This window comes from Actinosynnema pretiosum, assembly GCF_024171695.1.
GTDB lineage: Bacteria > Actinomycetota > Actinomycetes > Mycobacteriales > Pseudonocardiaceae > Actinosynnema > Actinosynnema pretiosum.
Window position 1 is genome coordinate 56,742 of sequence record NZ_JAMTCF010000004.1, and the last position, 25,381, is coordinate 82,122.

At 73.1% G+C, this 25,381-nt stretch carries 29 protein-coding genes; 16 read left to right on the plus strand and 13 right to left on the minus strand.

From position 1 onward, the window contains the following. Nucleotides 1-45: 45 nt before the first annotated feature. Complete coding sequence (cofC, locus tag LV78_RS09350) at nt 46-660, minus strand: 2-phospho-L-lactate guanylyltransferase (RefSeq protein WP_253844431.1); 615 nt, start codon at nt 658-660, stop codon at nt 46-48. An 82-nt stretch (nt 661-742) separates the two neighbouring features. On the opposite strand from cofC, the gene LV78_RS09355 reads away from it, so the two are divergent. From LV78_RS09355 to LV78_RS09365, 3 genes are read left to right on the plus strand one after another with little or no spacing between them, the layout of a single operon-like run. Beyond that, nucleotides 743-1,444, plus strand: coding sequence for a lysophospholipid acyltransferase family protein (locus tag LV78_RS09355; RefSeq protein ID WP_253844433.1), 702 nt, complete (start codon nt 743-745; stop codon nt 1,442-1,444). 1 nt (nt 1,445) lies between these two features. Next, nucleotides 1,446-2,447, plus strand: a complete 1,002-nt coding sequence (locus LV78_RS09360) for an NAD(P)H-dependent glycerol-3-phosphate dehydrogenase (RefSeq protein ID WP_253844435.1) — start codon at nt 1,446-1,448, stop codon at nt 2,445-2,447. After that, nucleotides 2,447-3,535, plus strand: a complete 1,089-nt coding sequence (locus LV78_RS09365; protein WP_253844437.1) for a cystathionine gamma-lyase — start codon at nt 2,447-2,449, stop codon at nt 3,533-3,535. Before LV78_RS09360 ends, LV78_RS09365 begins: the two co-directional genes overlap by 1 nt. Before the next feature lie 82 nt (nt 3,536-3,617). Here the strand turns inward: LV78_RS09365 and LV78_RS09370 are convergent, their stop codons facing one another. After that, nucleotides 3,618-3,992 carry a hypothetical protein gene (locus LV78_RS09370; RefSeq protein ID WP_253844438.1) on the minus strand — a complete coding sequence of 125 codons (375 nt, stop codon included), beginning with the start codon at nt 3,990-3,992 and terminating at the stop codon, nt 3,618-3,620. 5 nt (nt 3,993-3,997) lie between these two features. Further along, on the minus strand, nt 3,998-4,447 hold the full coding sequence (locus tag LV78_RS09375) for a hypothetical protein (RefSeq protein ID WP_253844440.1): 450 nt from the start codon (nt 4,445-4,447) through the stop codon (nt 3,998-4,000). Between the two features lie 261 nt (nt 4,448-4,708). Here LV78_RS09375 and LV78_RS09380 point away from each other — a divergent pair, with 261 nt between their 5' ends. Continuing rightward, entirely contained in the window at nt 4,709-5,554 is an 846-nt protein-coding gene (locus LV78_RS09380; RefSeq protein ID WP_253844441.1) for a DUF5753 domain-containing protein, read from the plus strand. Beyond that, entirely contained in the window at nt 5,544-5,738 is a 195-nt protein-coding gene (locus LV78_RS09385) for a DUF397 domain-containing protein (protein WP_253844442.1), read from the plus strand. The genes LV78_RS09380 and LV78_RS09385 overlap by 11 nt, the downstream gene beginning before the upstream one ends. 46 nt (nt 5,739-5,784) lie before the next feature. Here LV78_RS09385 and LV78_RS09390 read toward each other — a convergent pair whose 3' ends face one another. From LV78_RS09390 to pdxR, 3 genes are all read right to left on the minus strand, one after another. Continuing rightward, nucleotides 5,785-6,183, minus strand: a complete 399-nt coding sequence (locus LV78_RS09390; RefSeq protein WP_253844443.1) for an Imm1 family immunity protein — start codon at nt 6,181-6,183, stop codon at nt 5,785-5,787. Nucleotides 6,184-6,385: 202 nt separating this feature from the next. After that, nucleotides 6,386-6,787: an Imm1 family immunity protein gene (locus LV78_RS09395; protein ID WP_253844912.1), complete on the minus strand. Its 402-nt coding sequence runs from the start codon at nt 6,785-6,787 to the stop codon at nt 6,386-6,388. Between the two features lie 99 nt (nt 6,788-6,886). Next, a complete protein-coding gene (gene pdxR / locus LV78_RS09400) occupies nt 6,887-8,257 on the minus strand; it encodes a MocR-like pyridoxine biosynthesis transcription factor PdxR (protein WP_253844445.1) in 1,371 nt (456 codons plus the stop codon). 68 nt (nt 8,258-8,325) lie between these two features. Here pdxR and LV78_RS09405 point away from each other — a divergent pair, with 68 nt between their 5' ends. Then, nucleotides 8,326-8,973, plus strand: a complete 648-nt coding sequence (locus tag LV78_RS09405; RefSeq protein ID WP_253844447.1) for a pyridoxamine 5'-phosphate oxidase family protein — start codon at nt 8,326-8,328, stop codon at nt 8,971-8,973. A 69-nt stretch (nt 8,974-9,042) separates the two neighbouring features. Here the strand turns inward: LV78_RS09405 and LV78_RS09410 are convergent, their stop codons facing one another. Further along, complete coding sequence (locus LV78_RS09410; protein ID WP_253844449.1) at nt 9,043-9,510, minus strand: cysteine dioxygenase; 468 nt, start codon at nt 9,508-9,510, stop codon at nt 9,043-9,045. Between the two features lie 584 nt (nt 9,511-10,094). Here LV78_RS09410 and LV78_RS09415 point away from each other — a divergent pair. Continuing rightward, nucleotides 10,095-11,162: a D-alanine--D-alanine ligase family protein gene (locus LV78_RS09415; RefSeq protein ID WP_253844451.1), complete on the plus strand. Its 1,068-nt coding sequence runs from the start codon at nt 10,095-10,097 to the stop codon at nt 11,160-11,162. Nucleotides 11,163-11,208: 46 nt separating this feature from the next. Here the strand turns inward: LV78_RS09415 and LV78_RS09420 are convergent, their stop codons facing one another. Both LV78_RS09420 and LV78_RS09425 read right to left on the minus strand, forming a co-directional pair. After that, nucleotides 11,209-11,799: a DUF3515 domain-containing protein gene (locus LV78_RS09420; RefSeq protein WP_253844453.1), complete on the minus strand. Its 591-nt coding sequence runs from the start codon at nt 11,797-11,799 to the stop codon at nt 11,209-11,211. Nucleotides 11,800-11,819: 20 nt separating this feature from the next. Then, entirely contained in the window at nt 11,820-12,053 is a 234-nt protein-coding gene (locus tag LV78_RS09425) for an Lrp/AsnC family transcriptional regulator (protein WP_253844455.1), read from the minus strand. Nucleotides 12,054-12,150: 97 nt separating this feature from the next. On the opposite strand from LV78_RS09425, the gene LV78_RS09430 reads away from it, so the two are divergent. From LV78_RS09430 to LV78_RS09445, 4 genes are read left to right on the plus strand one after another with little or no spacing between them, the layout of a single operon-like run. Next, entirely contained in the window at nt 12,151-13,116 is a 966-nt protein-coding gene (locus tag LV78_RS09430; RefSeq protein WP_253844457.1) for a thiamine-phosphate kinase, read from the plus strand. 25 nt (nt 13,117-13,141) lie between these two features. After that, the gene (locus LV78_RS09435) at nt 13,142-13,657 is read left to right on the plus strand and encodes a GNAT family N-acetyltransferase (protein ID WP_253844458.1); all 516 of its coding nucleotides are present in this window, start codon (nt 13,142-13,144) and stop codon (nt 13,655-13,657) included. A 22-nt stretch (nt 13,658-13,679) separates the two neighbouring features. After that, nucleotides 13,680-14,189, plus strand: coding sequence for a gamma carbonic anhydrase family protein (locus tag LV78_RS09440; protein WP_253844460.1), 510 nt, complete (start codon nt 13,680-13,682; stop codon nt 14,187-14,189). Between the two features lie 14 nt (nt 14,190-14,203). Beyond that, a complete protein-coding gene (locus tag LV78_RS09445) occupies nt 14,204-14,878 on the plus strand; it encodes a uracil-DNA glycosylase (RefSeq protein ID WP_253844461.1) in 675 nt (224 codons plus the stop codon). 44 nt (nt 14,879-14,922) lie between these two features. On the opposite strand, the gene LV78_RS09450 is transcribed toward LV78_RS09445, so the two are convergent. Then, nucleotides 14,923-15,375: a MarR family winged helix-turn-helix transcriptional regulator gene (locus LV78_RS09450; RefSeq protein ID WP_253844463.1), complete on the minus strand. Its 453-nt coding sequence runs from the start codon at nt 15,373-15,375 to the stop codon at nt 14,923-14,925. Nucleotides 15,376-15,464: 89 nt separating this feature from the next. Between LV78_RS09450 and LV78_RS09455 the strand changes: the two genes are divergently transcribed. Further along, nucleotides 15,465-16,340 carry an NAD-dependent epimerase/dehydratase family protein gene (locus LV78_RS09455; protein WP_253844465.1) on the plus strand — a complete coding sequence of 292 codons (876 nt, stop codon included), beginning with the start codon at nt 15,465-15,467 and terminating at the stop codon, nt 16,338-16,340. Nucleotides 16,341-16,528: 188 nt separating this feature from the next. Here LV78_RS09455 and rpmB read toward each other — a convergent pair whose 3' ends face one another. Beyond that, nucleotides 16,529-16,720, minus strand: a complete 192-nt coding sequence (gene rpmB, locus LV78_RS09460; protein WP_015804671.1) for a 50S ribosomal protein L28 — start codon at nt 16,718-16,720, stop codon at nt 16,529-16,531. Nucleotides 16,721-16,868: 148 nt separating this feature from the next. Between rpmB and LV78_RS09465 the strand changes: the two genes are divergently transcribed. The 3 genes from LV78_RS09465 to LV78_RS09475 all read left to right on the plus strand — a co-directional run bounded on the left by LV78_RS09465 (nt 16,869) and on the right by LV78_RS09475 (nt 22,099). Beyond that, nucleotides 16,869-18,488, plus strand: a complete 1,620-nt coding sequence (locus LV78_RS09465) for a DAK2 domain-containing protein (protein ID WP_253844467.1) — start codon at nt 16,869-16,871, stop codon at nt 18,486-18,488. Nucleotides 18,489-18,540: 52 nt separating this feature from the next. After that, a complete protein-coding gene (gene recG, locus LV78_RS09470) occupies nt 18,541-20,769 on the plus strand; it encodes an ATP-dependent DNA helicase RecG (protein ID WP_253844468.1) in 2,229 nt (742 codons plus the stop codon). 481 nt (nt 20,770-21,250) lie between these two features. Further along, entirely contained in the window at nt 21,251-22,099 is an 849-nt protein-coding gene (locus tag LV78_RS09475; protein WP_253844470.1) for a hypothetical protein, read from the plus strand. 31 nt (nt 22,100-22,130) lie between these two features. On the opposite strand, the gene LV78_RS09480 is transcribed toward LV78_RS09475, so the two are convergent. After that, nucleotides 22,131-23,180 carry a hypothetical protein gene (locus tag LV78_RS09480; RefSeq protein ID WP_253844472.1) on the minus strand — a complete coding sequence of 350 codons (1,050 nt, stop codon included), beginning with the start codon at nt 23,178-23,180 and terminating at the stop codon, nt 22,131-22,133. A 78-nt stretch (nt 23,181-23,258) separates the two neighbouring features. Between LV78_RS09480 and LV78_RS09485 the strand changes: the two genes are divergently transcribed. Beyond that, a complete protein-coding gene (locus LV78_RS09485; RefSeq protein ID WP_253844474.1) occupies nt 23,259-23,870 on the plus strand; it encodes a TetR/AcrR family transcriptional regulator in 612 nt (203 codons plus the stop codon). Between the two features lie 109 nt (nt 23,871-23,979). Here the strand turns inward: LV78_RS09485 and LV78_RS09490 are convergent, their stop codons facing one another. After that, nucleotides 23,980-25,350, minus strand: a complete 1,371-nt coding sequence (locus LV78_RS09490; protein ID WP_253844476.1) for a coiled-coil domain-containing protein — start codon at nt 25,348-25,350, stop codon at nt 23,980-23,982. Between the last annotated feature and the right edge of the window lie 31 nt (nt 25,351-25,381).

The following is a 25,381-nucleotide window of genomic DNA, read 5'->3' on the forward strand; positions in this document are numbered from 1 at the left end:
GCGCCCGCCGCGCCTCCCACTCACCCGCTCACCCCACTCACCCACTCACCCCGCCACCCGGACCCGCGCCCACACCTCCGCGCTCCGCGCCCCCAACCCGTACCCGGCGGCCAGCGCCAGGTCCTCCAGCGTGTCCACATCGCACCGCAACGTCGGCCAGTCACCCGCCAGCTCCCGCGCCCCGCCACCCCGGTGCGCCGCCGCCGACGGCCCGCCGAACGCGGGCTCCAGGTCCCGCCCCGCCGCCGACAGCAGCAGCGTCGTCCCCGTCCCCTGCCGGTCCGCGCAGAACGCCCGCTCGCCCCCCGCCTCCACCACGGCCGCCCGCAGCTCGGTCTCGCGCAGCGCGGGCAGGTCCGCCTGCAGCGCCCCCACCACCGACCCCGGATCACGCCCGCGCAGCACCGCCGCCCCGTGCCGCAGCGCCGGGTTCAACCCCTCCGGCCCCACCACCGTCTCCACCCCGGCCGCCGCCAGCTCCTCCGCCACCACCGGGTCCGCCGTCACCACCAGCACCGTCCGCGCCACCCGCCGCGCCACACCCACCAGGTCCAGCGCGAACGCCAGCGCCAGCGCCCTCCGGCCGGTCCCCGCCTCCAACCGCGTCTTGGCCCGGTCGAGGCTCTTCACCGGCACCACCAGGTCGACGTCCGCTCGCACACCGCCATACTCCCCGATGCCCGCTGGACCCGGCGGCGACCTCCGGGGAGCATCCAGGGTCCGACGACCGAGAGGGGAGCAAGTGGCCAAGGAGAAGGGCGGCTTCTGGGTGGGGGTCGGCGCGACGATCCTCTACCCCGCAGGCGCGCTGCTGGCAGGCAGGCGCATCGAGGGACCGGGTCTGCCGCGCGAGGGCGGCGTCCTGCTCGTGATGAACCACGTGTCCCACCTGGACCCGGTGTACGACGCCGTCCTCGTCCACAAGCAGGGCAGGCTGCCGCACTTCCTGGCCAAGCACAGCCTGTGGAACGTCCCCGTCGTGGGCGGGCTCCTGCGCGGCACCGGCCAGATCCCGGTCTACCGGGGCACCTCCGACGCCCAGCAGTCGCTGCGCGCCGCCCACGAGGCCCTGGACGCGGGCCACGTGGTCGTCATCTACCCGGAGGGCACCATCACCCGCGACCCGGCGGGCTGGCCGATGCACTCCCGCACGGGCATCGCCCGCCTCGCGCTGGAGCACGACGTCCCGGTCATCCCGGCCGCCCGCTGGGGCACCAGGGACATCTACGACCACTACCGCAAGCGCTTCCGCCCGTTCCCGCGCAAGTCCGTGGTGACCAGGTTCGGCGACCCGGTCGACCTGGCCGAGTTCCGCGCCAAGCCGCACGACCTGCCGCAGCTGCGCCAGGTCACCGACCTGATCATGCACCAGGTCAAGGACCTGCTCGGCCAGGTCCGCGACGAGCAGGCCCCCGAGGGCTTCTACCACTCCAGGAAGGCCTGACGTGGACCGCGTCGCCGTGCTGGGCGCCGGGTCGTGGGGCACCGCGTTCGCGAAGGTGCTCGCCGACTCCGGCACCCCCACCGCGCTGTGGGCCCGCAGGCCCGAGGTCGCCGACGAGATCAACTCCACGCGGGTCAACTCCGGCTACCTGCCGGACGTGCGGGTGCCCGGCAACCTCACCGCCACCGCGTCCGCCGAGCAGGCGCTCGACGGCGCGCGGGCCGTGGTGCTGGCCGTGCCCAGCCAGACCCTGCGCGAGAACCTGGCCGCCTGGCGGCCCGCGCTGCCGCCGGACGCGACGCTGGTCAGCCTGGCCAAGGGCGTCGAGCTGGGCACGCTCAAGCGGATGAGCGAGGTGGTGCGCGAGGTCGCGGACGTGCCGGAGGACCGGGTCGCCGTGGTGTCCGGGCCGAACCTGGCGCGCGAGATCGGCGCCGAGCAGCCCACCGCGACGGTCATCGCCTGCACCGACCACGACCGGGCCGTCGAGCTCCAGCGCGCCTGCACGAACTCGTACTTCCGGCCGTACACCAACACCGACGTCGTCGGCTGCGAGCTGGGCGGGGCGTGCAAGAACGTCATCGCGCTGGCCTGCGGCATGGCCGCCGGGCTCGGGTTCGGCGACAACACGATGGCCTCCATCATCACCAGGGGCCTCGCGGAGACCGCCCGCCTCGGCGCCGCGCTGGGCGCCGACCCGCTCACCCTCGCCGGGCTGGCCGGGCTCGGCGACCTGGTGGCCACCTGCGCGTCCCCGCTGTCGCGCAACCGCACGTTCGGGGAGAGGCTGGGGCGCGGCGACACGCTCGCGCAGGCCCAGGAGGCCGCGCACGGGCAGGTCGCCGAGGGCGTGAAGTCGTGCACGTCGATCCACGCGCTGGCCGCGCGGGTCGGCGTCGACATGCCCATCACCGACGGGGTGCGCCGGGTGTGCCACGACGGGCTGGACCCGAGGGTCCTGACCGCCGCGCTGCTCGGCCGCGAGACGAAGGCGGAGCGCTGATGGGCGGGACCGGCACGGGCGACGGGACGGGCTGGGGCGACGGGACGCGGGTGGTGCACAGCGCCGCCGTCGCGCCGGGGGAGCCGTTCCTGGCCGGGCCGGTGCTCGCCGCGCCCTACCGGCTGGGCGGCGACGACACGTACGGGCGGGCGCACAACCCGACGTGGCGTGCCCTGGAGACCGCGCTGGGCGGGCTGGACGGCGGCGAGTGCGTGCTGTTCCCGTCCGGCATGGCGGCGATCTCGGCGCTGCTGCGCACCGTCCTCGCGCCCGGCGACGTGCTCGTGGTGCCGTCCGACGGGTACTACCTGACCAGGACGCTGGCCGCCGAGCTGCGGGTCGAGGTGCGCGAGGTCCCCACGGCCGGGCCGTACCCGTCGTTCGACGGCGTCCGGCTGGTGCTGCTGGAATCGCCGTCCAACCCCGGTCTGGACGTGTGCGACATCGCCGCGCTGGCCGAGGCCGCGCACGCGTGCGGCGCGCTCGTCGCGGTGGACAACACCACGGCGACCCCGCTCGGGCAGCGACCGCTGGAGCTGGGCGCGGACGTGGTGGTGGCCAGCGACACCAAGGCGGTGGCCGGGCACAGCGACGTGCTGCTCGGGCACGTGTCCACGGCGGACCCCGCGCTCGCGGAGCGCATCAGGGCCGCCCGCACGACCGGCGGCGCGATCCCCGGCCCGTTCGAGACCTGGCTCGCGCACCGGGGGCTCGGGACGCTGGACCTGCGGCTGGAGCGGCAGGCGGCGAACGCGGCGGCGCTGCACGCGGCGCTGCGCGAGCACCCGGCGGTGACCGGGCTGCGCTGGCCGGGCGCGGTGGGCGACCCGGCGCACGAGGTCGCGTCGCGGCAGATGCGGCGGTTCGGCGGGGTTCTGGTGTTCGTGCTCGCCGACGAGGCCGCCGTGGCGCGGTTCCTGGAGCGGTCCGAGCTGGTCGCCGCGAGCACGAGCTTCGGCGGGCTGCACACCACCGCCGACCGGCGCGCGCAGTGGGGCGACCCGGTGCCGGAGGGGCTGATCCGGCTGTCGGCCGGGTGCGAGAGCACCGAGGACCTGGTCGCCGACGTGCTGAACGCGTTGGGGTAGCGGGGCCCTGGGGGCGCGCACGGGTTCGTGCGCGCCCCCAGGCGTTTCGCGATCAGTCGTTCTGCGATCAGGCGTTCCGCGGTCAGCGCCGTGCGCTGGCCGCCAGGTCGCACATGACGCACTCGCCGCTCCCGTGCCCGCTCCCGCTCCCGTCCAGCCACAGCAGGTGTGTTCGCAGGTTCTCGGCCGCGGCGAACCGGGCGTACAGGGCGAGCGCGTGCTCGGCGCTCTCCGAGCGGGTGTGGTGGCCGTCGTCCACGGCGGTGGTCTCGGCGCGGTCGGGGAAGGCGAGGCCGTAGGCGGCGACCTCGCAGTCCTCGCGGTCGCCGATCTCGTAGACGATGGCGAACACCCTGGGGGCCTGCTCCCGCGCCTCCCGCCTGATCCGCCGCAGGAAGTCGGCGGCGCGGGCGTCCGCCGCGCTCTCGGGGCCGTCGGCGTGCTGGTTCTCGGACAACGGGATCACACCTTCCCAGTGCTGGGTGCCGTGCTCGGGTCGTTTCTCTTTCGGGTGACATCCGGTGGGGTCAAAGCACCCTCCAGAGTTGGTTTTTCCGCATCACGCGCCGCCCACAGCGCGTAGTAGGGCAGGGCGAGGACCACCGCCTGGGCCGGCATGTCCGCTACTGCGTCCGGCGTCGTCGGGCCGTCCTGCGGGCCGGGCAAACGCAGCACCGCGCGCAGCACGTCAGCGGCAGGCCCCACGGCGGACCACGTGACCGGCTGCGCGGCGAACGGGTTGCCCATGGGCGGGGCGACCGCCCGGTAGGCGATCGCGGTGACCGGGTCGCGGATCACCGCAACGTCGTAGGCCTGGTCCCGTCGGCGCAGGTAGGCGACTGACCTGGGGGCGGCCCGGCTCGGCCAGAAGGCGGACGCGAACCCTGCGGCGACCGCCTCCTCGACCAGCACGTCGAACGGACCTGCTCCGCGCACCCGATCCTCCCCTCGTCCCGCCACCACCAGGCCCGACTCCCGGACCCCTGGCGCCCCCGCGCTATGCTGTGCGCGCGCAACATGTGTTGTGCACGCACAGCCAGATGGCCGACCACACTTTAATCTGGAAAATCCAGATCGCGGGCAGGCAAACGGATGATTCGGAAAATCCGGGAATCACTGTGAGTAGCGACCCGGTTACGGAAGCGGTACACCCGGTGGTGCACAATCACGGCCATGGAGGAGCGCGACCCCGGTCCGGTGGTGCAGCGGCTGATCTACGGAGTGCGAGCGCGCGAGTACCGCGAAGCCGCAAACCTGGAGCCGGGTCCCACCTGCGAGAAGCTGAACATCAAGCGAGCCGCCCTGTCGAAGTGCGAGGCGGGTCTGGTGGCCGACTCGGAGACGGCGACCGAGCGGAAGATCGTCCTGTACGGGATTCTCGGCCCGGAGGCCGAGGAATTCCGGCGACTGGGCAAGGAGGCGAGAAGGCGGGCGGCGCCGGAGCGGGTGAGCGATCACGCCCGGCAGTACGTCGCCCTGGAGCGCGCGGCCACCGAGCTGCGCATGATTTACCCCGAAGTGCCCGGAGCCCTGCAGAGCGCCGCGTACGCGCGAACGCAGCTCGGGCACTCGCCGATCGTGCGGCAGAACGACCTCACGAGCTGGGCGGAAGTCCGGGAAAAGCGGGGCGACCTCCTCGCGGAGGAGATGGTCTCGGCCACCGGCAAACCCCGCCGGGTGTCGGCCATCCTCGGCGAGGAAGCCCTGTACCGCCTGGTGGGAGGGCCTGCGGTCATGCGTGCGCAGTTCCAGAGGCTGCTCATGTTCGCAGACCTGCCGCACTTCTCCCTGCGCGTCCTGCCGTTCAGCGCGGGCAGCACGCCCGCGCTGAGCAGTCCGTTCACCCTGCTCTGGATCGAGCCCGCCAACGTGAACCTGGCCTACGTGGAGAGCATGGGCGGTGCGGACTACATCAAAACGACCAATCCCTACGTGGTCGCCTTCGACGACGCACAACGGCGGGCACTGTCTGAAATCGACAGCCGCGCACTACTAGAAAGTCGGGCCAATGAAGTCTGAAGACCAGTTCACCGGCGTGTGGCGCAAGTCCGCCCGGAGCGGCAACGGCGCGCAGTGCGTCGAACTCCGGTGCACGTCCGAAGTGGCGCGTGAAGTGCGGGACAGCAAGGCCCCGCAGTCGGGCGCGCTGTCGTTCGACGGCGCGGCTTGGCGCTCGTTCCTGTCCACCATCCAGCAGAGCTGACCCCTGACAACGCCTCTCCCGGTGGCTGCGCCGCCGGGAGAGGCGTTCACGGTGAGGGCTGCCAGGCGATTGAGGCAGGCCGCTCGCCGCCGCTGCTCATGAACTCGTGCGCGGCCCGCCGCACCACGTCCAGCGGGATCTCGGAGCTGAGCGGGGTCTCGGTGTCCGCGTTCATGTAGTAGTACAAGACGGTCCCGGTCTTGGTCTCGTCGCCGAGGCTGTGCCAGCCTCCGTCGCCGCCGTAGTACAGCATCCCGACCCCGGCCTCGCCGTGGACGCCGACGCCGAAGGTCTCCGGCACCCGCTTCCCGGCCACGAACAGCTCCACGATGGCAGGCCAGCCCCACCCGACCGCCACGTCCAGCACGCGGTCCAGTTCCGCCGGTGTGCTGACGACCGTGTGCCCGTCCACTTCGTCGTCGTACCAGGCCTTCAACGCCACCACGGCTCTGCTCCTCCGGTGTACCGGACGCGGGTCTGCTGCCCCGTCCCCATGGCCACGGGAGACGGCAGCGATCGCGCGTAGTGCATCAGCCGCATCCGCCTTCCACCCCGCCAGCGGCAACTCCGAGAGGGGATATGACAGCAAGGCCCCGCAGGTAGGCGCGTTGTCCGCCGTCCTCCGGCGGTACCTGCCGGGGAGGCGTTCACCTCAAGGGCTGCCAGTCGACCACGGTCGGTCGTTCGCCCCCGGTGCTCATGTACTCGTGCGCCGCCTGCCGCACCAGATCCAGCGGAACCTCGGAGCTGAGCGGGAACTCGGTGTCCGAGTTCATGTAGTAGTACAGAACGTTCCCCTCGCCCGACGAAGCGCCGAGGCTGCACAACCTCCCCGAGCCGCCCCCCGAGTAGTAGAGCGTCCCGAGCCCGATCTTCCCGTTGAGTCCCACGTCGAAGACCGCGCGCGTCAGGTTCTCGGCCACGAGCAGCTCCACGAGCGCTGGCCCTTCCCACCCGACGACCCGGTCGAGCACCCGGTCCAGCTCCTCGGTCGTGCGGACGATGGTGGGTCCGTCCGATTCCCAGTCGTACCAGGCTTCTAGCGCCACCAAGGCTCTGCTCCTCCGTTGCGACGGCCATGCGCCGCTACCAGGGTCCTGGAATCACGGCCGGCGGCAGTTATTCGTGCATTCGTCCGCCCCCCACCCTCACCCCAGCAACCCCACCACCACCGGCAGCGCCGCCTCCAACTGCTCCCGCGTGCAAGCCCCGTACCCGATCGCCACCCCGTGCACCACCGGCTCCCCGGCGTGGTGCCGCGCCAGCCCGTCCAGCCGCAGCCCCCGCCGCTCCGCCTCCGCCAGCACCCGCCGCTCCTCCTCCGCCGACCCCACCGGCACCACCACGTGCGCCCCCGCGTCGTCCCCCAGCACCGCCAGGCCCGCCGCGCCCAGCGCGCCCACGACCAGCCCCCGCCGCTCCGCGAACTCCCGCCGCAACCGCCGCAGGTGCCTCCCCAGGTCGCCGGTCCGCGCCAGTTCCACCAGCACCCGCTGCCCCGCCGCCGCCGGGCTCGTGCCGGTCCTCGTCCGGTGCTCCAGCACCGCCTCGGCCACCGCGCGCGGGGCCACCGACCAGCCCGCGCCCAGGGTCGGCGTGAGGATCTTGCTGGTCGTCCCGAGGTGCACGACCACGTCCGGCGCCAGCGCGGCCAGCAGGGGCAGCGGGGACACGTCGTAGCGCAGCTCCCCGTCGTAGTCGTCCTCCAGCACCAGCCAGCCGTCCCGCCGCGCCCGCTCCACCAGCGCCACCCGCCGCCCCGCCGACATCCGGCCGCCGAGCGGGTACTGGTGGGCGGGGGAGCAGTACACCGCGCGCACCCCGTCCGGCACCGCGTCCACGAGCATCCCCTCGCCGTCCACCGGCGCGGGCACCACGCGCAGGCCCAGCGCGCGCAGCGCCCCCACCGCCCGCTGGTACCCCGGCTCCTCCACGGCCACCGCGTCACCCGGCGACAGCACCGCCAGGCCGATCTCGAACAGCGCCGCCGTGGTCCCGCCGGTCGCGAGCACCAGGTCCGCGCGCGGACCGCCCCGCACCGCCAACCCCCGGTGCCGCAGCAGGTGCTCGGCCACCGCCGCCCGGTACTCCGGCAGCCCGGCCCGGTGCGGGCGCAGCAGCGGCGGGGCGTCCGCCGCCGCCCGCCACGCCCGCCGCCACGCCGCCCGCTCCAACCCGCCGCCCCACGGCGAGCCCGGCGCGAGGTCGACCAGCTCGCGCGGCGGCTGCTCGGTGAACCTGGTCGCGGCGCCCGGTGCGCCCGGCGGCGTGGTCGTCACGTACGTGCCCGACCCGTGCCGCCCGGCGATCCAGCCCTCCGCGTGCAGCTGCTCGTAGGCCGCGCTGGTGACCGTGCGGCTCACCGCCAGCTCCTTCGCCAGCGCCCGCGTCGACGGCAACCGGTCGCCGCTGCGCAGGCTGCCGTCCGCCGCCGCCGCGCGCAGGGCGTCCGCGAGCTGGGCGGCCAGCGGTTCGGGGGAGGAGCGGTCCAGGGACAGCGGCAGGTCCGACACGGCCAAAGTGGCACCCCCCAATATCGTCTGATTGGCACTTGAGAGGGTGCCACTTCGTGCCGATCATAAGCGGCATGACGCTGGAAACCACTCCCCGCAGCACCATCAAGCGAGGCGCGAAGCGGTCCGTGCCCGAGCGGGAGGCGTTGCACGCCGTGCTCGACGCGGGGCTGGTGTGCCACCTCGCCGTCGTGGTCGACGGCGCCCCGCTCGTGCTGCCCACCGGCTACGGGCGCGACGGCGACACCCTGTACCTGCACGGCTCCACCGGGGCCCGCTCGCTGCGCGAGGCGGCGGAGGGGGTGCCGGTGTGCGTGGCGGTGACCCACCTCGACGGGATCGTCTACTCGCGCGCGGCGTTCGACTTCTCGATGAACTACCGCAGCGCGGTCGTGCACGGCACGGCGGTGCAGGTGGACGACCCGGAGCGCAAGCTGCACGGGCTGCGCGTGCTGACCGAGCACCTGGCGCCCGGCTCGTGGGACGTGGTGCGGGAGCCGAGCCGCAAGGAGCTGGCGGCCACCCGGCTGCTGGCGCTGGACCTGGCCGAGGCGTCGGTGAAGATCCGCACCGGTCCGCCGGGGGACGAGCCGGAGGACGTGGCGGCAGGCCTGGTGTGGGCGGGCGTGCTGCCGCTGACGACGACCTGGGGCGAGCCGGAGCCGTGCCCGCAGCTGCCGGAGGGGTTCGCGGTGCCGGGGCACGTGACCGGGCGGGGCTGAGCGCGCACCGGGGCCGAACGCGCGCCGCCCCCGGCCGGTGAACCGGTCGGGGGCGGCGCGGGCCGGTCGTCAGGAGGTCGCGGGGGTTTCCGGGATCGGGGTGTAGCGGACCGGCCGCATGGTCCGGCCGCCGTCGCGGTAGACGTGCAGCGTCACCGCCGGGTCGGTCCCGTCGTTGCGCACCTGGTGCGCGTAGTCGGGCCCGAACACGCGGGACTGGCCCGCGCGCAGGTGGTGCAGCGCCTGGGTCGCGCCGGAGCCGACCACCTCGGTGAGCGAGCCGCTCACCACGGTGAACGCGCCGGAGGTCAGCCCGTGGTCGTGCAGGTCGGTGCGCTGGCCGGGCAGCCAGCTCATCAGCCACACCTCCTGGTCCCCCGAACCCTCGACGAGGGTGGCGAACCGGTGCTCGGGGTCGTAGCGGAGCAGGTGGGCCCACCGCTCGCGGTGGGCGGCGAAGTCGAGCGCGATGCGCACGGGGTGCGGCACGGCGCGGGTCTCGGGCAGGGCGATCGTGTTCTCCGGAACGGCGAACATGGTTCCTTCTCGGGAGTTCGGTGCACGAGCGGCGCGACCGGGCGAAGCGGTCAGCGGCCGAGGACGGGCGAGGCGATCACCGAGGAGAACAGAGCGCGCTGGCGACCAGGCCGAGGTCGATGTGACCCCGCCCGTCGATCATGGCGCGGAAGGACATGGCGACGAGAGTGGCAGCGCGCGGCCCCGACCGGCAACCCCGTCCCAGTGCGTGGACCGGGGTGGAGGGGGCGGTTGGGACGCGGCGGGACTTGAGGTCCCGGAGGGGTGAAGATCAAGCTCGGGGCGGGTCCGCTCCCGAACGGGTGGCCCCCATCGGAATGAAGAGTCACCCGCTGTCCCGCCGTCACCCACCCTCCGCTTCCCCCGTTCGGGTAGCGCATTCGGGTCCGCCGCCTGACTCCCGCGCCGCGCCGCCCGTCCGGACCGCCCGCACCCCGTGCGCGGGCCCCGGCCCGGCCTGCGCGGACCTCCTGATCACCGGGCGGCAAAAACGCGAATACGCTTCAGGTTGCCCGAACGTGACGGGAACGACTCTCCGTCCGCTGGCAGGCTGACCCCGTACGCCATCCGGGTAAGGTCCGCGCATGACTCAGCGCAAGACCAAGGTCGCCGTGGTGTTCGGCGGGCGCAGCAGCGAGCACACCGTCTCCTGCGTTTCCGCAGGCAGTGTCCTCGCCCACCTGGACCGCGAGCGGTTCGAGGTCGTCCCGGTCGGCATCACCCGGCAGGGGGCCTGGGTCGTCGGCTCCGGCGACCTCACCGCGCTGGAGATCCGCGACCGGCAGATGCCCACGGTCGACGCGCTCGTCCCCGTGTCCGGCGGCGAGCTGACCACCGTCAGCCCCGACTCCGCCCTCGACGGCGTCGACGTCGTCTTCCCGCTGCTGCACGGCGCCTGGGGCGAGGACGGCACCGTCCAGGGCCTCCTCGAACTCGCGGACCTGCCCTACGTCGGCCCCGGCGTCCTCGCCAGCGCGGCGGCGATGGACAAGGAGTTCACCAAGACCATCCTGCGCGCCGCGGGTCTGGAGGTCGGCCGGTTCGCCGTGCTGCGCCGCGACCAGGCCACCCTGACCGACGCCGACCGCGACCGCCTCGGCCTGCCGCTGTTCGTCAAGCCCGCCCGCGCGGGCTCGTCGGTCGGCATCACCAAGGTCACCGACTGGGCCGACCTGGACGCCGCCATCGCGTTCGCGCGCCAGACCGACCCCAAGGTCATCATCGAGGCCGCCGTCACCGGCCGCGAGGTCGAGTGCGGCGTGCTGGAGCTGCCGGACGGCCGCGTCGAGGCCTCGCTGCCCGCCGAGCTGCGCGTGGTCGGCGGCGGCGTCGACTGGTACGACTTCGACGCCAAGTACCTGGACGACGTCTGCGAGTTCGACATCCCGGCGAAGCTGGCCGACGACACCACCGACCGCCTGCGCGCGCTGGCCGTCGAGGCGTTCCGCGCGCTGGACTGCCAGGGCCTCGCCCGCGTCGACTTCTTCGTCACCGAGGACGGCGGGCTGGTCGTCAACGAGATCAACACCATGCCGGGCTTCACGCCGATCTCGATGTACCCGCGCATGTGGGAGGTCACCGGCACCAGCTACCGCGACCTGCTGACCACCCTCGTGGAGACCGCGATCGCGCGCGGCACCGGCCTGCGCTGACCCCGCGAGCCGCCGGGCCGGGGGAGCTCCCCGGCCCGCGCCGGGCTCAGTTCGGCCCGGCCGTGTCCACCGGCCCCTTGGCCAGCGCGTCCCGCACCGTCGTCGACACGTCCTGCAGCGGCCCGGTCCCCGAGTCGGACGGGACCGTGAGCGCCACGTACACCGGCCGGTCCACGACGAACCACGTCGTGCTCCCGCCCTCGGACACCTCGATCCACTGCACGTCCGAGATCGACCGCAGCTGCGAGTCCGGCTTCAGCTCGGCGGGCCGGTCCAGCCCGCACCGCAGCACCACCGGGTCGTGCTCCGCGTCCCCCCACGCCACCGCGCCGGCGGGCGCCGGGTTGGCCAGCTCGCGCCGGGGCAGCGTGACCCCGTTGGACACCAGCTTCATCGGCAGCCCGCTCAGCAGCGCGGCGCACTCCTCGGACTCGGCGGCCCCTGCGGGCACCGGAACGAGCGCCAGCGGCCCGCTCCGGTCCGGCGCGGTGGTGTCCGCCACCGGGTCGTCCTTCACCCCCGCGCCGAAGAACAGCCCCGCCGCCGCCACCCCGGCGGCGAGCAGCGCGGGCAGCCCGACGGCCACCACGAGCAGCGGACGGGGCAGCGCGGGTGTCGGTTCCGGTTCCTGAGCCACGCGGCTATGACAGCACGCGCCTAGACGCGCACCACCGGGCAGGTCAGGGTTCGGGTGATGCCGTCGACGGACTGGACCTTCGTGATCACCAGCTCGCCGAGCTCGTCCATGGTCTCGCCCTCGGCGCGGACGACCACGTCGTAGGGTCCGGTGACGTCCTCGGCGGTGACCACGCCGGGCATTCCGGAGATCTCAGCAGCCACCGCGGCGGCCTTCCCGACCTCGGTCTGGATGAGGATGTATGCGTGCACCACGGCGTGCCCCTTCGTCGTGCAAGGTTAGGTCGGGGTAGGAACGTGGTCAGCAACGTACCCCAGTCGGGGTTCCGAATGCTCAGAACGGGAGGCAATCGTGCGTCCGGAGCCGCCGTCCCACGCGGATACGGTCGCTGAAGTGGGTGAGTTCGGTCTCATCCGCCGAGTGACGGCGGGCCGGACCCAGCCACCCACCACGCTCCTCGGACCCGGTGACGACGCGGCCGTCGTCGCCGCCTCCGACGGCCGCGTGGTGGTGTCGACCGACGTGCTGGTCGACGGCGTCCACTTCAGACTCGACTGGTCCTCCCCCGAGCAGGTGGGCAGGAAAGCCGCCGCGGTGAACCTCGCCGACGTGTGCGCGATGGGCGCGAAGCCCACCGCGCTCCTGATCGGGATCGCCTGTCCGGCGGACACCCCGACCGCCCTCGTGGAGGGCATCACGAGCGGCCTGTGGCAGGAGGCGGCGGTCGCCGGCGCAGGCGTCGTCGGCGGCGACATGACCAGCTCGGCGACGTTGGTGATCTCCGTTACTGCGCTGGGGGACATGGGTGGGCTAGAACCCGTGACCCGCTCCGGCGCGCGCGTGGGCGATCTCGTCGCGGTGCGCGGCAGGCTCGGCTGGGCGGCGGCGGGCCTGGCGGTGCTCGGCCGGGGCTTCCGCTCGCCGGTCGCGGTGGTCGGCGCGCAGCGGAACCCCGAACCCCCCTACCCGGCGGGACCGCAGGCGGCGGCGGCCGGGGCCACCTCGATGATCGACGTCTCGGACGGGCTGCTCGCCGACCTCGGGCACGTGGCCGACGAGTCCGGCGTGGGCATCGACATCCGCACCGAGCTGCTCCAGGTGCACCCCCGGCTGCTCGACGTCGCCTCCGCGCTCGGCGCCGACGCCAGGCACTGGGTGCTCACCGGCGGCGAGGACCACGCGCTGGCCGCGACCTTCCCCGACCAGGGCTCGATCCCCGACGGCTGGCAGGTCATCGGCAGCGTCCGACCGGGTGGCGGGGTGACCGTGGACGGTCGCGGGTACGAGAAACCGCCCGGCTGGGAGCACTGGCGCTAGTACCCTGGTCCATGTGGAACTATGCATGATCGCGTATGACCATCCAGACGCGGCGAAGCTCATCGCCGATCTGCAGCAGGTCTACGTGGACCGCTACGGCGACCAGGACATCACCCCGGTCGACCCCCGCGAGTTCGCGGCGCCGCACGGGCACTTCCTGGTCGGCTACCTGGACGGCGAGCCCGTCGCCTGCGGCGGGTGGCGCGCGCACGACACCGCGTTCGACTCGGTCGTCCCCGGCGACGCGGAGCTCAAGCGCATGTACGTCGTGGAGTCCGCGCGCGGGCGCGGACTCGCCCGGCTGGTGCTCGCCGCGCTGGAGGAGGCCGCCTCGGCGGCCGGGCGGCGCAGGCTCGTCCTGGAGACCGGCACGCTCCAGCCCGAGGCGATCGCGCTCTACACCCGCGCCGGGTACGAGCGCATCCCCAACTTCGGCGTGTACCGGTGCGAGCCCAACAGCCTGTGCTTCGCCAAGGAGCTGCGCCCCGCCCCGGTCTGCGGCACCGCGCTGCGGGCCGTCGCGGGGGCCGACGGCGCCTGACCGGGCTGGGTAGCTTGGCCCCGTGGCCATCTACGCCCTCGGCGACCGCGAACCCGTCATCCACCCCGACGCCTACGTGCACCCCGACGCCACCGTCATCGGCGACGTCGTGTTCGCCTCGGTGTGGCCGCAGGCCGTGCTGCGCGGCGACTACGGGCGGATCGAGGTCGGCGCCCGCACCAGCGTCCAGGACGGCGCGGTGCTGCACTGCACCGAGGAGCACCCCACCACGATCGGCGCCGAGTGCGTCATCGGGCACAACGCCCACGTCGAGGGCGCGACGATCGCCGACCGCTGCCTGATCGCCTCGGGATCGGTGGTGCTCAACGGGAGCGTGGTCGAGACCGGCGCGGTCGTCGGCGCGGGCGCGGTGGTCTCGTTCAACGGTCGCGTTCCCGCGCGGGCGATGGCGCTGGGTGTTCCCGCGCGCGTGCGCGAGGGGCACGAGGTGCCCGACAGCGCTTTCGCGTTCATCGTGGACAAATACGTCCAGAACATCGCCTCGTACCGGGAACTCCGGCGCCTGGACTGAGATACGGTTCCGCCGTGGGACGTCCTTTGGAAGAAGTCGTCGAAGAGGGCTGGGCGCGGGCACTCGCGCCGGTGGCCGACCAGATCAGCAAGATGGGGGATTTCCTCCGGGACGAGGTCGCCGCCGGGCGCACCTACCTGCCCGCGGGGGAGAACGTGCTGCGGGCGTTCAAGCAGCCGTTCGACGGCGTGCGCGTGCTGATCGTGGGTCAGGACCCGTACCCGACGCCGGGGCACGCGGTGGGCCTGAGCTTCTCGGTCGCGCCGGAGACCCGGCCCATCCCGAAGAGCCTGCAGAACATCTTCGCGGAGCTGGGCACCGACCTCGGCCACCCGCTGCCGTCCAACGGGGACCTGACGCCGTGGACCGAGCAGGGCGTGCTGCTGCTCAACAGGGTGCTCACCGTCCGGCCGCGCAACTCCAACTCCCACCAGAACAAGGGCTGGGAGAAGGTGACCGAGCAGGCGGTGCGCGCGCTGGCCGCGCGCGGGGTGCCGCTGGTGGGCCTGCTGTGGGGCCGCAACGCCCGCAACCTCCGGCCGCTGCTGGAGCCGTACCCGTGCGTCGAGGGCGTGCACCCGAGCCCGATGTCGGCCGCGGGCGGGTTCTTCGGCTCGAAGCCGTTCAGCAAGGTGAACGCGCTGCTGGAGCAGCAGGGCGCCGAGCCGGTGGACTGGAAGCTGCCGTAACCGGTGGGCGGGCGCGGTGGACCGCCCACCGCGCCCGCCGCCCGCTACCGCGCCGCCCGCTCCGCGAGCGCCGTCAGCACCCGGAGCGCCGCCGCCAGGTCCGCCGGGTCGATCCCGTCCACCCGCCGCCGCGCGATCGCCAGGTGCGGCCCGGCCGCCCCGCGCTGCCGCGCCAGCCCGGCCTCGGTGAGCACCGCCACCGCGCCCCGCCCGTCGCCGGGCGCCTTCTCCTTCTCCAGCAGCCCGAGCCGGACCATCGCGTCCACGACGCGGGTCACCCGGCTGCCGGACAGCGCCACCGCCGAGGCCAGCTCGCTCATCCGCAGCCGCCGCTCCGGCGCCTCCGCGAGCATCAGCAGCACCGCGTACTCGGTCATCGACAGGCCGGTGGCCCGCGACATCTCCTCGTCCAGCACGCGCGGCAGCAGGTGCGAGACCCGGCCCAGCGCGCGCCACAGCGCGTCCTCGTCCGCCGACAGCTCCCGCAGCTCACCCACGGCGCCCACCCTGCCCGCCCGGAGGTTGCGTGCGCAAGCGAGCATATAGTTAGCTGCGCACGCAAGTACCTGGCCCGGAAGGAACCCCCGTGAAGATCCTCGTCATCGGCGCCACAGGCTACGTCGGCAGCCGCCTCGCCCCCGCCCTGCGCCGCGCGGGCCACACCGTCCTCGGCCTGACCAGGGACCCCGCCTCGCCGGGGGCTCGCGCCCTCGCCGCCGCCGAGGTGGTCCCCGTCGCCGGTGAGCTGGGCGACCCGGCGAGCTACCGGTCGCACCTGGCAGGCGTCGACGCCGTCGTGCACCTGGCGATGGACCTCGGCGACCCGGCCGGTTCGGACCGCGCCCTGTTCGCCGAGCTGACCGCCGCCGGTTCCCCGCACCTGATCTACACCACCGGCTGCTCCTGCTACGGCCGCGTCGACGTGCCCGTGCTGGACGAGACCACCCCCGGCAACCCGGGGAGCCCGCTGGCCTTCCGCTTCGCCCTGGAGCGCGAACTGGCCGCCACCGGCCTGCCGCACACCGTGCTGCGCCCCGGCTTCGTCTACGGCGGCGACGCCCGCACCTCGCAGAGCGGCAACTGGTTCGCGGCGGGCCGCGCCGGGAAGGCGGTCTTCCACGGCGACCCCGCCAAGTCGTGGACCTGGGTGCACGTGGACGACCTCGTCGACGCCTACACCGCCGTCCTGGACCGCCTGTCCGAGGTGGACGGCGAGGTGTTCTGCGTCGGCGAGGAGGACGCGCCGACCGCGCTGGAGGTGTTCACCGCGTGCGTGCTCGTGGCGGGCCACACCGGCCCGGTCGAGCTCGCGCCCATCACCGAGGCGGGCTGGCTGGACCAGGCCGCCGACCAGGACGAGGTCATGACCAGCGCGAAGGCCCGCCGCGCCCTGGGCTGGACCCCGCGCCGAGCAGGCTTCCTGGCCGACGTGGACACCTACTTCGCCGCCTGGTCGGCGTGACCGGGCTCACCGGACCGGCCGCCGCCCCCGTGCCCACCCGCCGCTGAAGGCGCCCGCGCCCGTCCGCGACGGCGAGCGCGGCCCGCCACCGGAACCGCTGCTCATGAGCTCCCGCACCGGGCCGTGAAATGCACTGAGCCCCGGACTCCGAGGAGTCCGGGGCTCTACGCGTATCCAGGGCGCAGCACTCAGCCGCGCACCACCTTGCCCGCCTTCAGGCACGAGGTGCACACGTTGAGCCGCTGGCGCTGCGAAGAAGAAACCTTCGCGCGCACGGTCTGGATGTTCGGGTTCCACCGGCGGTTGGTGCGCCGGTGGGAGTGCGAGACCGACTTGCCGAAGCCCGGCCCCTTGCCACAGACGTCGCACACGGCAGCCACGTCAGCCACTCCTTCAGGTTTCCTCAGCGGTACTCACGCCCCGGCGGGCGCGCAAGCGTGCACAAGCCTCAGCCGGGCATGGCAACCTGGACAGGGTAGCCGGTGGCGGGTGGGGTGACCAAACCGGGGCTTAAGTAGGCTCGGAAGCGTGCAGGCCCTCGACGCTTCCGCGATCCGCCGCTGGGCGGATGCCTGCGTGCGGTCGCTGGCCGCCCACCGCGAGGACATCGACCGCATCAACGTGTTCCCGGTCGCCGACGGCGACACCGGCACGAACCTCCTGCAGACCATGCGCAGCGCCCTCGACTCGCTGCTCCGCTCCAACTCCAGCGGCGCGGGCACGGCGCTCAGCGCGCTCGCCAAGGGCGCGCTCGCGGGCGCGCGCGGCAACTCCGGCGTGATCCTGTCCCAGGTCCTGCGCGGCCTCGCCGAGGCGGTCGGCACCGCCTCCACGGCCACCGGAGCCTCGCTGCGCAAGGCGCTGCTGCGGGCCGACGAGCTGGCCGCCGAGGCGGTCTCCGCGCCGTCCCCCGGCACCGTCCTGTCCGTCCTGCACGCCGCAGCCGAGGCCGCCCGCGACTGCGCGAGCGACGAGCTGGGCGAGGTCGCCTCCGCCGCGTCCCGCGCGGGCGCCGCCGCGCTCGCCGAGACACCGAGGCAGCTCGCCGTGCTGGCCCGCGCGGGCGTGGTCGACGCGGGCGGGCGCGGCCTCGTGGTGCTGCTCGACGCCCTGGCGGGCGTGGTGACCGGCCAGGTGCCCGAACCCGTCCTGCCCAGCCGGTTCCCGCGCCCCGCCGCCGCGCTCACCACCGCCCGCGAGTCCGGCTCCGCGGACTACGAGTACGAGGTCATGTACCTGATCGACGGCCTCGCCGAGGACCGCGCCGCCGAGGAGGAGGCCGCCGCCTGCCTCCGCGCCGCCCTGCGCGCGCTCGGCGACTGCGTCTCCGTGGTCGGCGACGGCGACGGCCTGTGGAACGTCCACGTGCACTGCAACGACATCGGCGCCGCCCTCGAAGCGGGCGTCGAGGCGGGCCGCCCGCACCGCATCACGGTGTCCCGCTTCGCCGACCAGGTCGCCGCCCAGGCCGACCGCTTCACCCGCGACCGCGCGGTGGTCGCCCTGGTGCGCGGCGACGGCGTCGCGGAGCTGTTCGAGGGGGAGGGCGCGGTCGTGCTCCGGGTGGCCGACGCGCTCGACCCGGCCGACCTGCTCGCCGTGCTCACCGGCACCCGCGCCAGGCACGTCGTGGTGCTGCCCGGCGTCCCCGACCTGCGGTCCGAGGTGGACGCCGCCGTCTCGCAGGCCGTCGCCGCAGGTCAGGACGCGGTCGTCGTGCCCATGACCTCCCCCGTGCAGGCGCTCGCCGCGCTCGCCGTGCACGACGCGTCCCGCCGGGCGAACGACGACGTGGTGGCGATGGCCGAGGCCGCCGCCGCGACCCGCAGGGGCGAGATCGGCCACGCCGTCCAGGAGGCCATCACCTGGGTCGGCCGCTGCCTGCCCGGCGACCTGCTTGCCCTGCTGGACGGCGAGGTCGTGCACGTCGAACCGGCCCCCGGCGACCGGATCGGCCTCGCCCGCGACCTGGTCGACCTGATGCTCGTGCCCGGCGGCGAGCTGGTCACCGCCCTGCTCGGCGAGAACGCCCCCGAAGGCCTGGCCGAGGCCCTGGAGGCGCACCTGCGCGCCGCGCACCCCGAGGTCGAACTGGTCGTCTACCCCGGCGGCCTGCCCGGCGCGGTGCTCGTCGTCGGCGTCGAGTAGAGACCGTGTCGGCAACGCGGCTGTCGGTCCCTAGTAGTTCAATGGACCCGCGATGACGACCTTCGACGACAGCCTCGTGCCGCTGCTGGGCAAGAAGACCGCCGACGCGCTGGAGACCGGCCTCGGCCTGACCACCGTCGGCGACCTGCTGCGCCACTACCCGCGCCGCTACGACGAGCGCGGCAAGCTCACCGAGATCTCCGGCCTGGAGCTCGGCGAGCACGTCACCGTGCAGGCGCGCGTCAAGTCCGCCCGCCTGAAGAACATGCGCGCCCGCAGGGGCGAGATGCTCGACGCGATCATCACCGACGGCACCAGCGAGCTGCACCTGGTGTTCTTCGGCCGTGGCTCCCGCAAGGTCGAGCGCGACCTGCTCCCCAACACCAAGGCCATGTTCGCGGGCAAGGTCAGCGTCTTCAACGGCAAGCTCCAGCTAGCGCACCCCGACTACGAGATCATCGACGGCCTGGGGGAGAACGCGGACGACGAAGCCGCAGGCCCGGTCGGCACGTCAGCCGCGTCCAAGTTCGCCGACGCCTTCATCCCCGTCTACCCGGCCGCCCAGGGCATCCAGTCCTGGAACGTCGCCAAGTGCGTCGAGCAGGTCCTGGCCGTGTGGGACGGCGTGGAGGAGGACCCGCTGCCCGCGGACCTGCGCGAGTCCGAGGACCTGATCACCCTGGAGAAGGCCCTCCGCGACATCCACCGCCCGGACGGCTGGCCCGCCGTCACCGTGGCCCAGCAGCGCCTCAAGTGGGACGAGGCCCTGGCTGTCCAGCTAGCACTAGCCCAACGCCGCCACTCCGCCACCGCCCGCCCGGCCGCCGCCTGCCCCCGCGTCCCCGGCCGCGTGGCCGACGCCTTCGACGCCAGGCTCCCCTTCAAGCTCACCTCGGGCCAGCAAGCCGTGGGCGACCGCATCGCCGAAGACCTCTCCACCACCCAGCCCATGAACCGCCTCCTGCAGGGCGAGGTCGGCTCCGGCAAGACGATGGTCGCCCTCCGCGCCATGCTCCAGGTCGTGGACGCGGGCAGGCAGTCCGCCATGCTCGCCCCCACCGAGGTCCTGGCCGCCCAGCACGCCCGCTCCCTGCGCGAACTCCTCGGCGACCTCGGCCAGGCGGGCGAGCTGGGCGGCGCCGAGCACGCCACCAGGGTCACCCTCCTGACCGGCTCGATGCCGACCGCGCAGCGCAAGAAGGCCCTCCTGGAGATCATGACCGGCGAGGCCGGGATCGTCGTGGGCACCCACGCCCTCATCCAGGACAAGGTGGCCTTCGCCGACCTCGGCCTGGTCGTCGTGGACGAGCAGCACCGCTTCGGCGTGGAACAACGCGCAGCCCTCAGCGCCCGCCCCGGCGACGCCGTGCCCCACGTCCTCGTCATGACCGCGACCCCCATCCCGCGCACCGTGGCCATGACCGTCTACGGCGACCTGGAGGTCTCCGCCCTCCGAGAACTCCCCGGAGGCCGCTCCCCGATCAAAACCTCGGTGGTCCCCACGGCGGAGAAGCCCCAGTGGCTTGACCGGGCCTGGCAGCGCATCCACGAGGAAGTGCGCAAGGGCCACCAGGTCTACGTGGTCTGCCCCCGCATCGGCGACGGCGAGGAAGACGAGACCAAACCCCCCAAAGAGGACAAGAAGAGCACCGGCGACCCCGACAAGCGCCCCCCGCTGGCCGTCGTGGACGTGGCCAATCGCCTGGCCGCAGGCCCCCTCAAGGGCCTGCGCATCGACATCCTCCACGGCCGCCTGGCCCCGGACGACAAAGACGCGGTCATGCGCGCCTTCGCGGCCAACGAGGTCCAGGTCCTCGTGGCGACCACGGTCGTGGAGGTGGGCGTGAACGTCCCCAACGCCACCGTCATGGTCATCATGGACGCAGACCGCTTCGGCGTCAGCCAACTCCACCAGCTGCGCGGCCGAGTGGGCCGAGGCAGCGCCCCAGGCCTCTGCCTCCTGGTCAGCGAGATGCCAGGCGCCTCGGCCACGATGCAACGCCTCAGAGCCGTCGAATCCACCCTGGACGGCTTCGAGCTGGCCCAACTGGACCTGGAACTCCGCCGCGAGGGCGACATCCTCGGCGCAGCCCAGTCAGGCACCCGCAGCGGCCTCAAAATGCTCTCCCTCCTCCGCGACGAGGACACCATCGAAGCCGCCCGAGCGGTGGCCCAGGAGATCGTCGACCGAGACCCGAACCTCACCGCCCACCCAGGACTGGCAACCCTCCTGGCAGGCGTCCTGGACGAGGACCGCGCCGACTACCTGGAAAAGGCCTAACCAGCCCACCGACCCGCCAGCCCACCAGTCCATCGGCCCACCTCCCAGTCCACAGCCACCCACCGCACTCGCAAGCCACACGCACTAGCAAGCTCACCGCCTCGCGGGCTGCGGGGCGAGCGCAGCGAGCCCACGCAGCCCCACTCCCGCGTCCCTCTTCTCCGTGTGGCCTGGCGAAGCCCGAGCGCAGGTGTCAAGACGCCGCCGCACTGCCCGGCAGACCTCCCGAGTCATACGGCGTCTTGACGCCTGTGCTTGCCTGAAAGGAGGCCACACGGAGAAGAGGGACCCGGACCACCGCAGGGGTAAAACCGGCACCGAGCACCAACAGCCACCGGCCGGCAGAGCCCGTCCCCCTCTTTTTTGGAGGTCTGCCCCGCCGGCGAGGCGAGCTCTTCAGCTCTTGATCTTGCTCTTGCCCCCACCCCCCACCCGCCACCTGACACAACCCCCACCCAAAGCCCGGTAGTGTCGTGCGACTGTGCGCCGCTCCCGCCTGATCCCCGCCGCCGCTGCCACCGTCGCCGCAGCTCTGGCCCTAGCCGTTACCGGCTGCTCCACGGGCTCGCCGGACCCGGCCACCACCCCCGCCCCCACCTCCCCAACCTCCACCAACCTCCCCAAGGGCGACCTGGCCCAACTGGCGGAAAAGATCAACACCCGCATCACCGAACTGGGCAAGGCCAAGTTCGCCACCGAGGGCTTCGCCAGCGACGGCGCGGGCACCGAGGTCCGCAGCCAGATCCAGGGCTCCACCCGCTGGCTCAACGACGTGGTCACCTCCTCCATGACCATGAACGTCCAGACCAACGCCACCCCACCCACCGTGACCCACCTGGTCAGCGGCGTGGACGGCGTCTACGTCAACGTCGAAGGCGCCCCCATGCCCGCAGGCAAGACCTGGGGCTTCTACACCAAGCAGAACTCCGCCGAGGTCAACGCCCTCCTGCGCGGCTTCGGCCCGAGCGCCGTCGTAGGCGCGGAACTCGACTACCTCGAACCCCGCGCCGCGATGATCGTCGGCAAGCAGGCCGCAGCCGACAACGCCACCCGCTACGACCTGGTCGTAGACCCGATGAAGATGGCCAAGGCCGTCACCGACCCCGACATCCAGCTCCAGCACACCCAGCTGGCCGAGTACGGCGTGGTGATCCGCGCCGAGGTCGTGGTCGACGCGACCGGCGCCCCCCTCGAAGCCGGTTTCCGCTTCGAGCTAGCCGGCAAGGACGTCCGCAGCTCCAGCACCAAGTTCACCGACTGGGGCAAGGACGTCGACGTCTCCACCCCACCCGCTGACCAGGTCGTCCCCGCAGACCAGATCCCCCAGTAGCACCGCGCCCCCCGCACCCCTGCACCCCCGCTCAGCCCACGAGCACCCGCCGCTGCCGCCGGTGCTCAACCGCGACCCACACCGTGATCGCCACCGCCACGCTCAACAGCACCGCGCTCTGCCCGATCTTCGCGGCCATCTCCACCCCCGGTGGCAACGGCGTGACGAACCCCAGCAGCGTCCCCGCGACCAGCACCGCCCCACCGATCAACCCGATCTCACGCGCCCCCACCAACCCCCGCCGCGCAAGCCTGCGCAACGCGACCACAGCCCCGACCACGATCACCGCGGAGATCGTCGTGAACACCCAGTCCGGCAACATCAGGTCGAACGCCAGCTTGGTCACGACCACCACCACAACGATCTTCCACGCGGGCAGCGTCCTCACGCCCACCCCCACTCCCGCCCCCACACCCGGCTCCGCCCCCGCAACCGGCTCCACCCCCACACCCGGCTCCACCACAGCGACCGCCCGCCCCACCCTCGTGAACGCGACCCCGGCCACCACCGCGCACACCACCGCGACCCACCAGGTCTGAACCGCCGAAGGCGTCCCCGCGCTGTCCCCCCTGATCAGCAGCGCCACCCCCACCCCCAACACCGCCACCACCGGGATCCCGACCTTCCCCAACAACGGCCTCCCCCGGTGCTCCGGCGCCAACGAGTGCAGCAGCGCCAGCGGAACCCCCACGCTCACCGCGACGTGCCCGGTCACCCACGCGATCGTCGTGTAAGCGCTGATCCCCAGCGCCCCGATCAGCGTCGGCTCGCGCAACTCCGCCCAGTACTCCACCTCCGGGTACTCGGCCGTGAACATCGACAGGTCGATCAACCCCGTCATCGCCAGCCCGAACGATCCGGCCAGCAACAACACCCCCGTCCACCCCATCCGCGCCCGCACCGCGACCTCGCGGATCAGCAGCGCGGCCCCGCCGTACAGCGGCCCGAGGATCAACAACGCCTGGAGCTGGACGACCACGTCCCCGGTCGTCGTCAGATAAGCCTGCGGGTACTCGGCCGCAGCAGGCGCCCCGAAGTAAACAGCGAGAACCGGCAGAAGACGTCGAACTAACGGCTGCATGTCCACCAAGTTAGCAGAGCAGCCACTCTAATAACTCCGGTTTGCCCCAGCCCCACCCCCGTCGGGACACTGGACGACGTGCCGCGCCCCGTCGACCCAGCCCGCCACCGGGCCAAGCGGTTGCAGATCATCGACGCAGGCCTCACCGCGTTCGCCGAGCACGGCTACGCGGGCGCCACCACCGCCACCATCTGCAAGGTCGCCAAGATCGGTTCCGGCACCTTCTTCCACTACTTCCCCACGAAGGACTCGCTGCTGGTCGCGATCCTGGAACTGGGCACAGCCGAGACCCGCGACTTCTTCGCCGCCCAGGAGGGCCGCACGGACCACAGGGCCGTGGTGCTGGACTACGTCACCCACGCCGTCGCCGACCTGGCCGACCCGCGCGCGGGCGGCTTCATCGCGGTGGTCGGCGGCCTGATCGCCAACGCCGACGTGGCCCAGGCCCTGCGAGCGGACGAGCTGGCCACCCGCGAGGGCCTGCTCCCGTGGGTCGAACGGGCCCGCGACACGGGCCAGACCCGCCGCGACCTCGACGCCCCCCGCCTCACCGAGTGGGTCCTGCTGCTGGTCGACGGCATAGCGGGCCGGATCGCGGGCGGCACCCCCACCTCCGGCTTCACCGTGGACCAAGAGATCCCAGTCCTCCTGGAACAGGTCAACGCCCTACTGGACGGCCCCACCCGCTGACCCCTCCCTCCCCCTCCCTCTCTCCCCTCCACCCTCTCCACCCCCACGCACACGAAAGCCCCGCCAGCCGAAGCTGCACGGGGCTCTCGAAGTCCAACCACTCCGCCGGTTAAGTCACCGGCAACTGCGACTTGTGGATCTGCCGGGTAGGCGGCTCCTCCGGGTCCTCGGCCAACCTCGGCAAGCTGGACACCGCCTGCTGCACCGCCTTCTGCGCCGCCGTGAACTGATCGCTCAACGACTTGTGCATCACCCGCAGCTCGGCCAGCTTCCGATCGGCCTCACCGATCCGCCGAGTGGCGTGCGAGTCCGCGTCGTCCACGACCTGCTTCGCCTTCGCCTCGGCCTCCGCCACCGCCTTCTCGGCCGCCGCGTTCGCCTCCGCCACGGTCTTCTCCGCCAACGCCGCGGCCTCGCCGACCGTCTTCTCCGCGAGCGCGTTCGCCTCGGCCACCGTCTGCTCCGCGGCCGAGTTCGTCTCGGACGTCAACTTCTCGGCCAGCGCGTTCGCCTCGGTCACCGTCTTCTCCGCCAGCGCGTTCGCGTCCGCCACCGTCTTCTCAGCCAGCGCGTTGGCCTCGCCGACCGTCTTCTCCGCCTTCGCCAGCGCCTCGGACTCCAGCTCGGCGATCTGCGCGTCCGACTCCGCCTTGAGCCGCGCGGCCTCCTCGGTGGCCCCGCCGACCAGCCGGTTCGCCTCGTCGTTCGCGGTCGCCAGCAGCTTCGCGGCCTCCGCCTTCGCCTCGACGACGTGCCGCTCGTGCTCCTTGCGGAGCGTCGTCTTCAGCTCGTCGTACTCCTTGTCGAGGTCGTCGTGGTAGACCTTGTACTTCTGCTCCAGCTCGGTCCGCCGCTGCTCCAGCTCGGCGTTCTTCGCCTCGAACTCGGCGGTCGACCGCTCGCGCTCCGTGCGCGCCTCCGCCATCAGCCCGGTGTGCTCGGCGGTCAGCTTGAGCCGCATCTCCTCGTGCGCGTGCTCCAGCTCCGCCTTGCGCTCCTCGTGCTGCCGCTCCAGCTCGGTGGTCCGCTGCACGTGCGCGGCCTCCAGCTGCCTGCCGCGCGCCTCCAGCTCACCCATCGCGCGCTGGTGCATCGCCTGCCCCTCGGCGGCGGCCCTGGAGGCTTCCTCCCTGGTCGCGTTCGCCTCGGTCAGCGCGGCCTGGCGGATGTCGGCGATCTCCTCCTCGGCCAGGGTCATCATGACCCGCACGCGCTCGGTGACGTTCGAGGCGTTCAGCGGGCTGTTGGCGAGGCTGGCCAACTGGCCCTTGACCTTGTCCAGCTCGGCGCGGGTGCCTGTGAGGAGCTTTGTCAGCTCCGCCACCTGGGCGTTCGCGGCGTCGTGCGCGCGCGCCGCGTTCTTGAGGTCGAACTCCAAGCGCGTGACGCGCTCGTTCACCTGACGCTGGTTGTACCCGCGCAGGACGACGTCGAAATGCGTGCGGGCAGCAGGCTGCCCAGTCCCTTCAGCCCCGGCCATAATTCCCACACTACCGAGACGGACCCCCTAG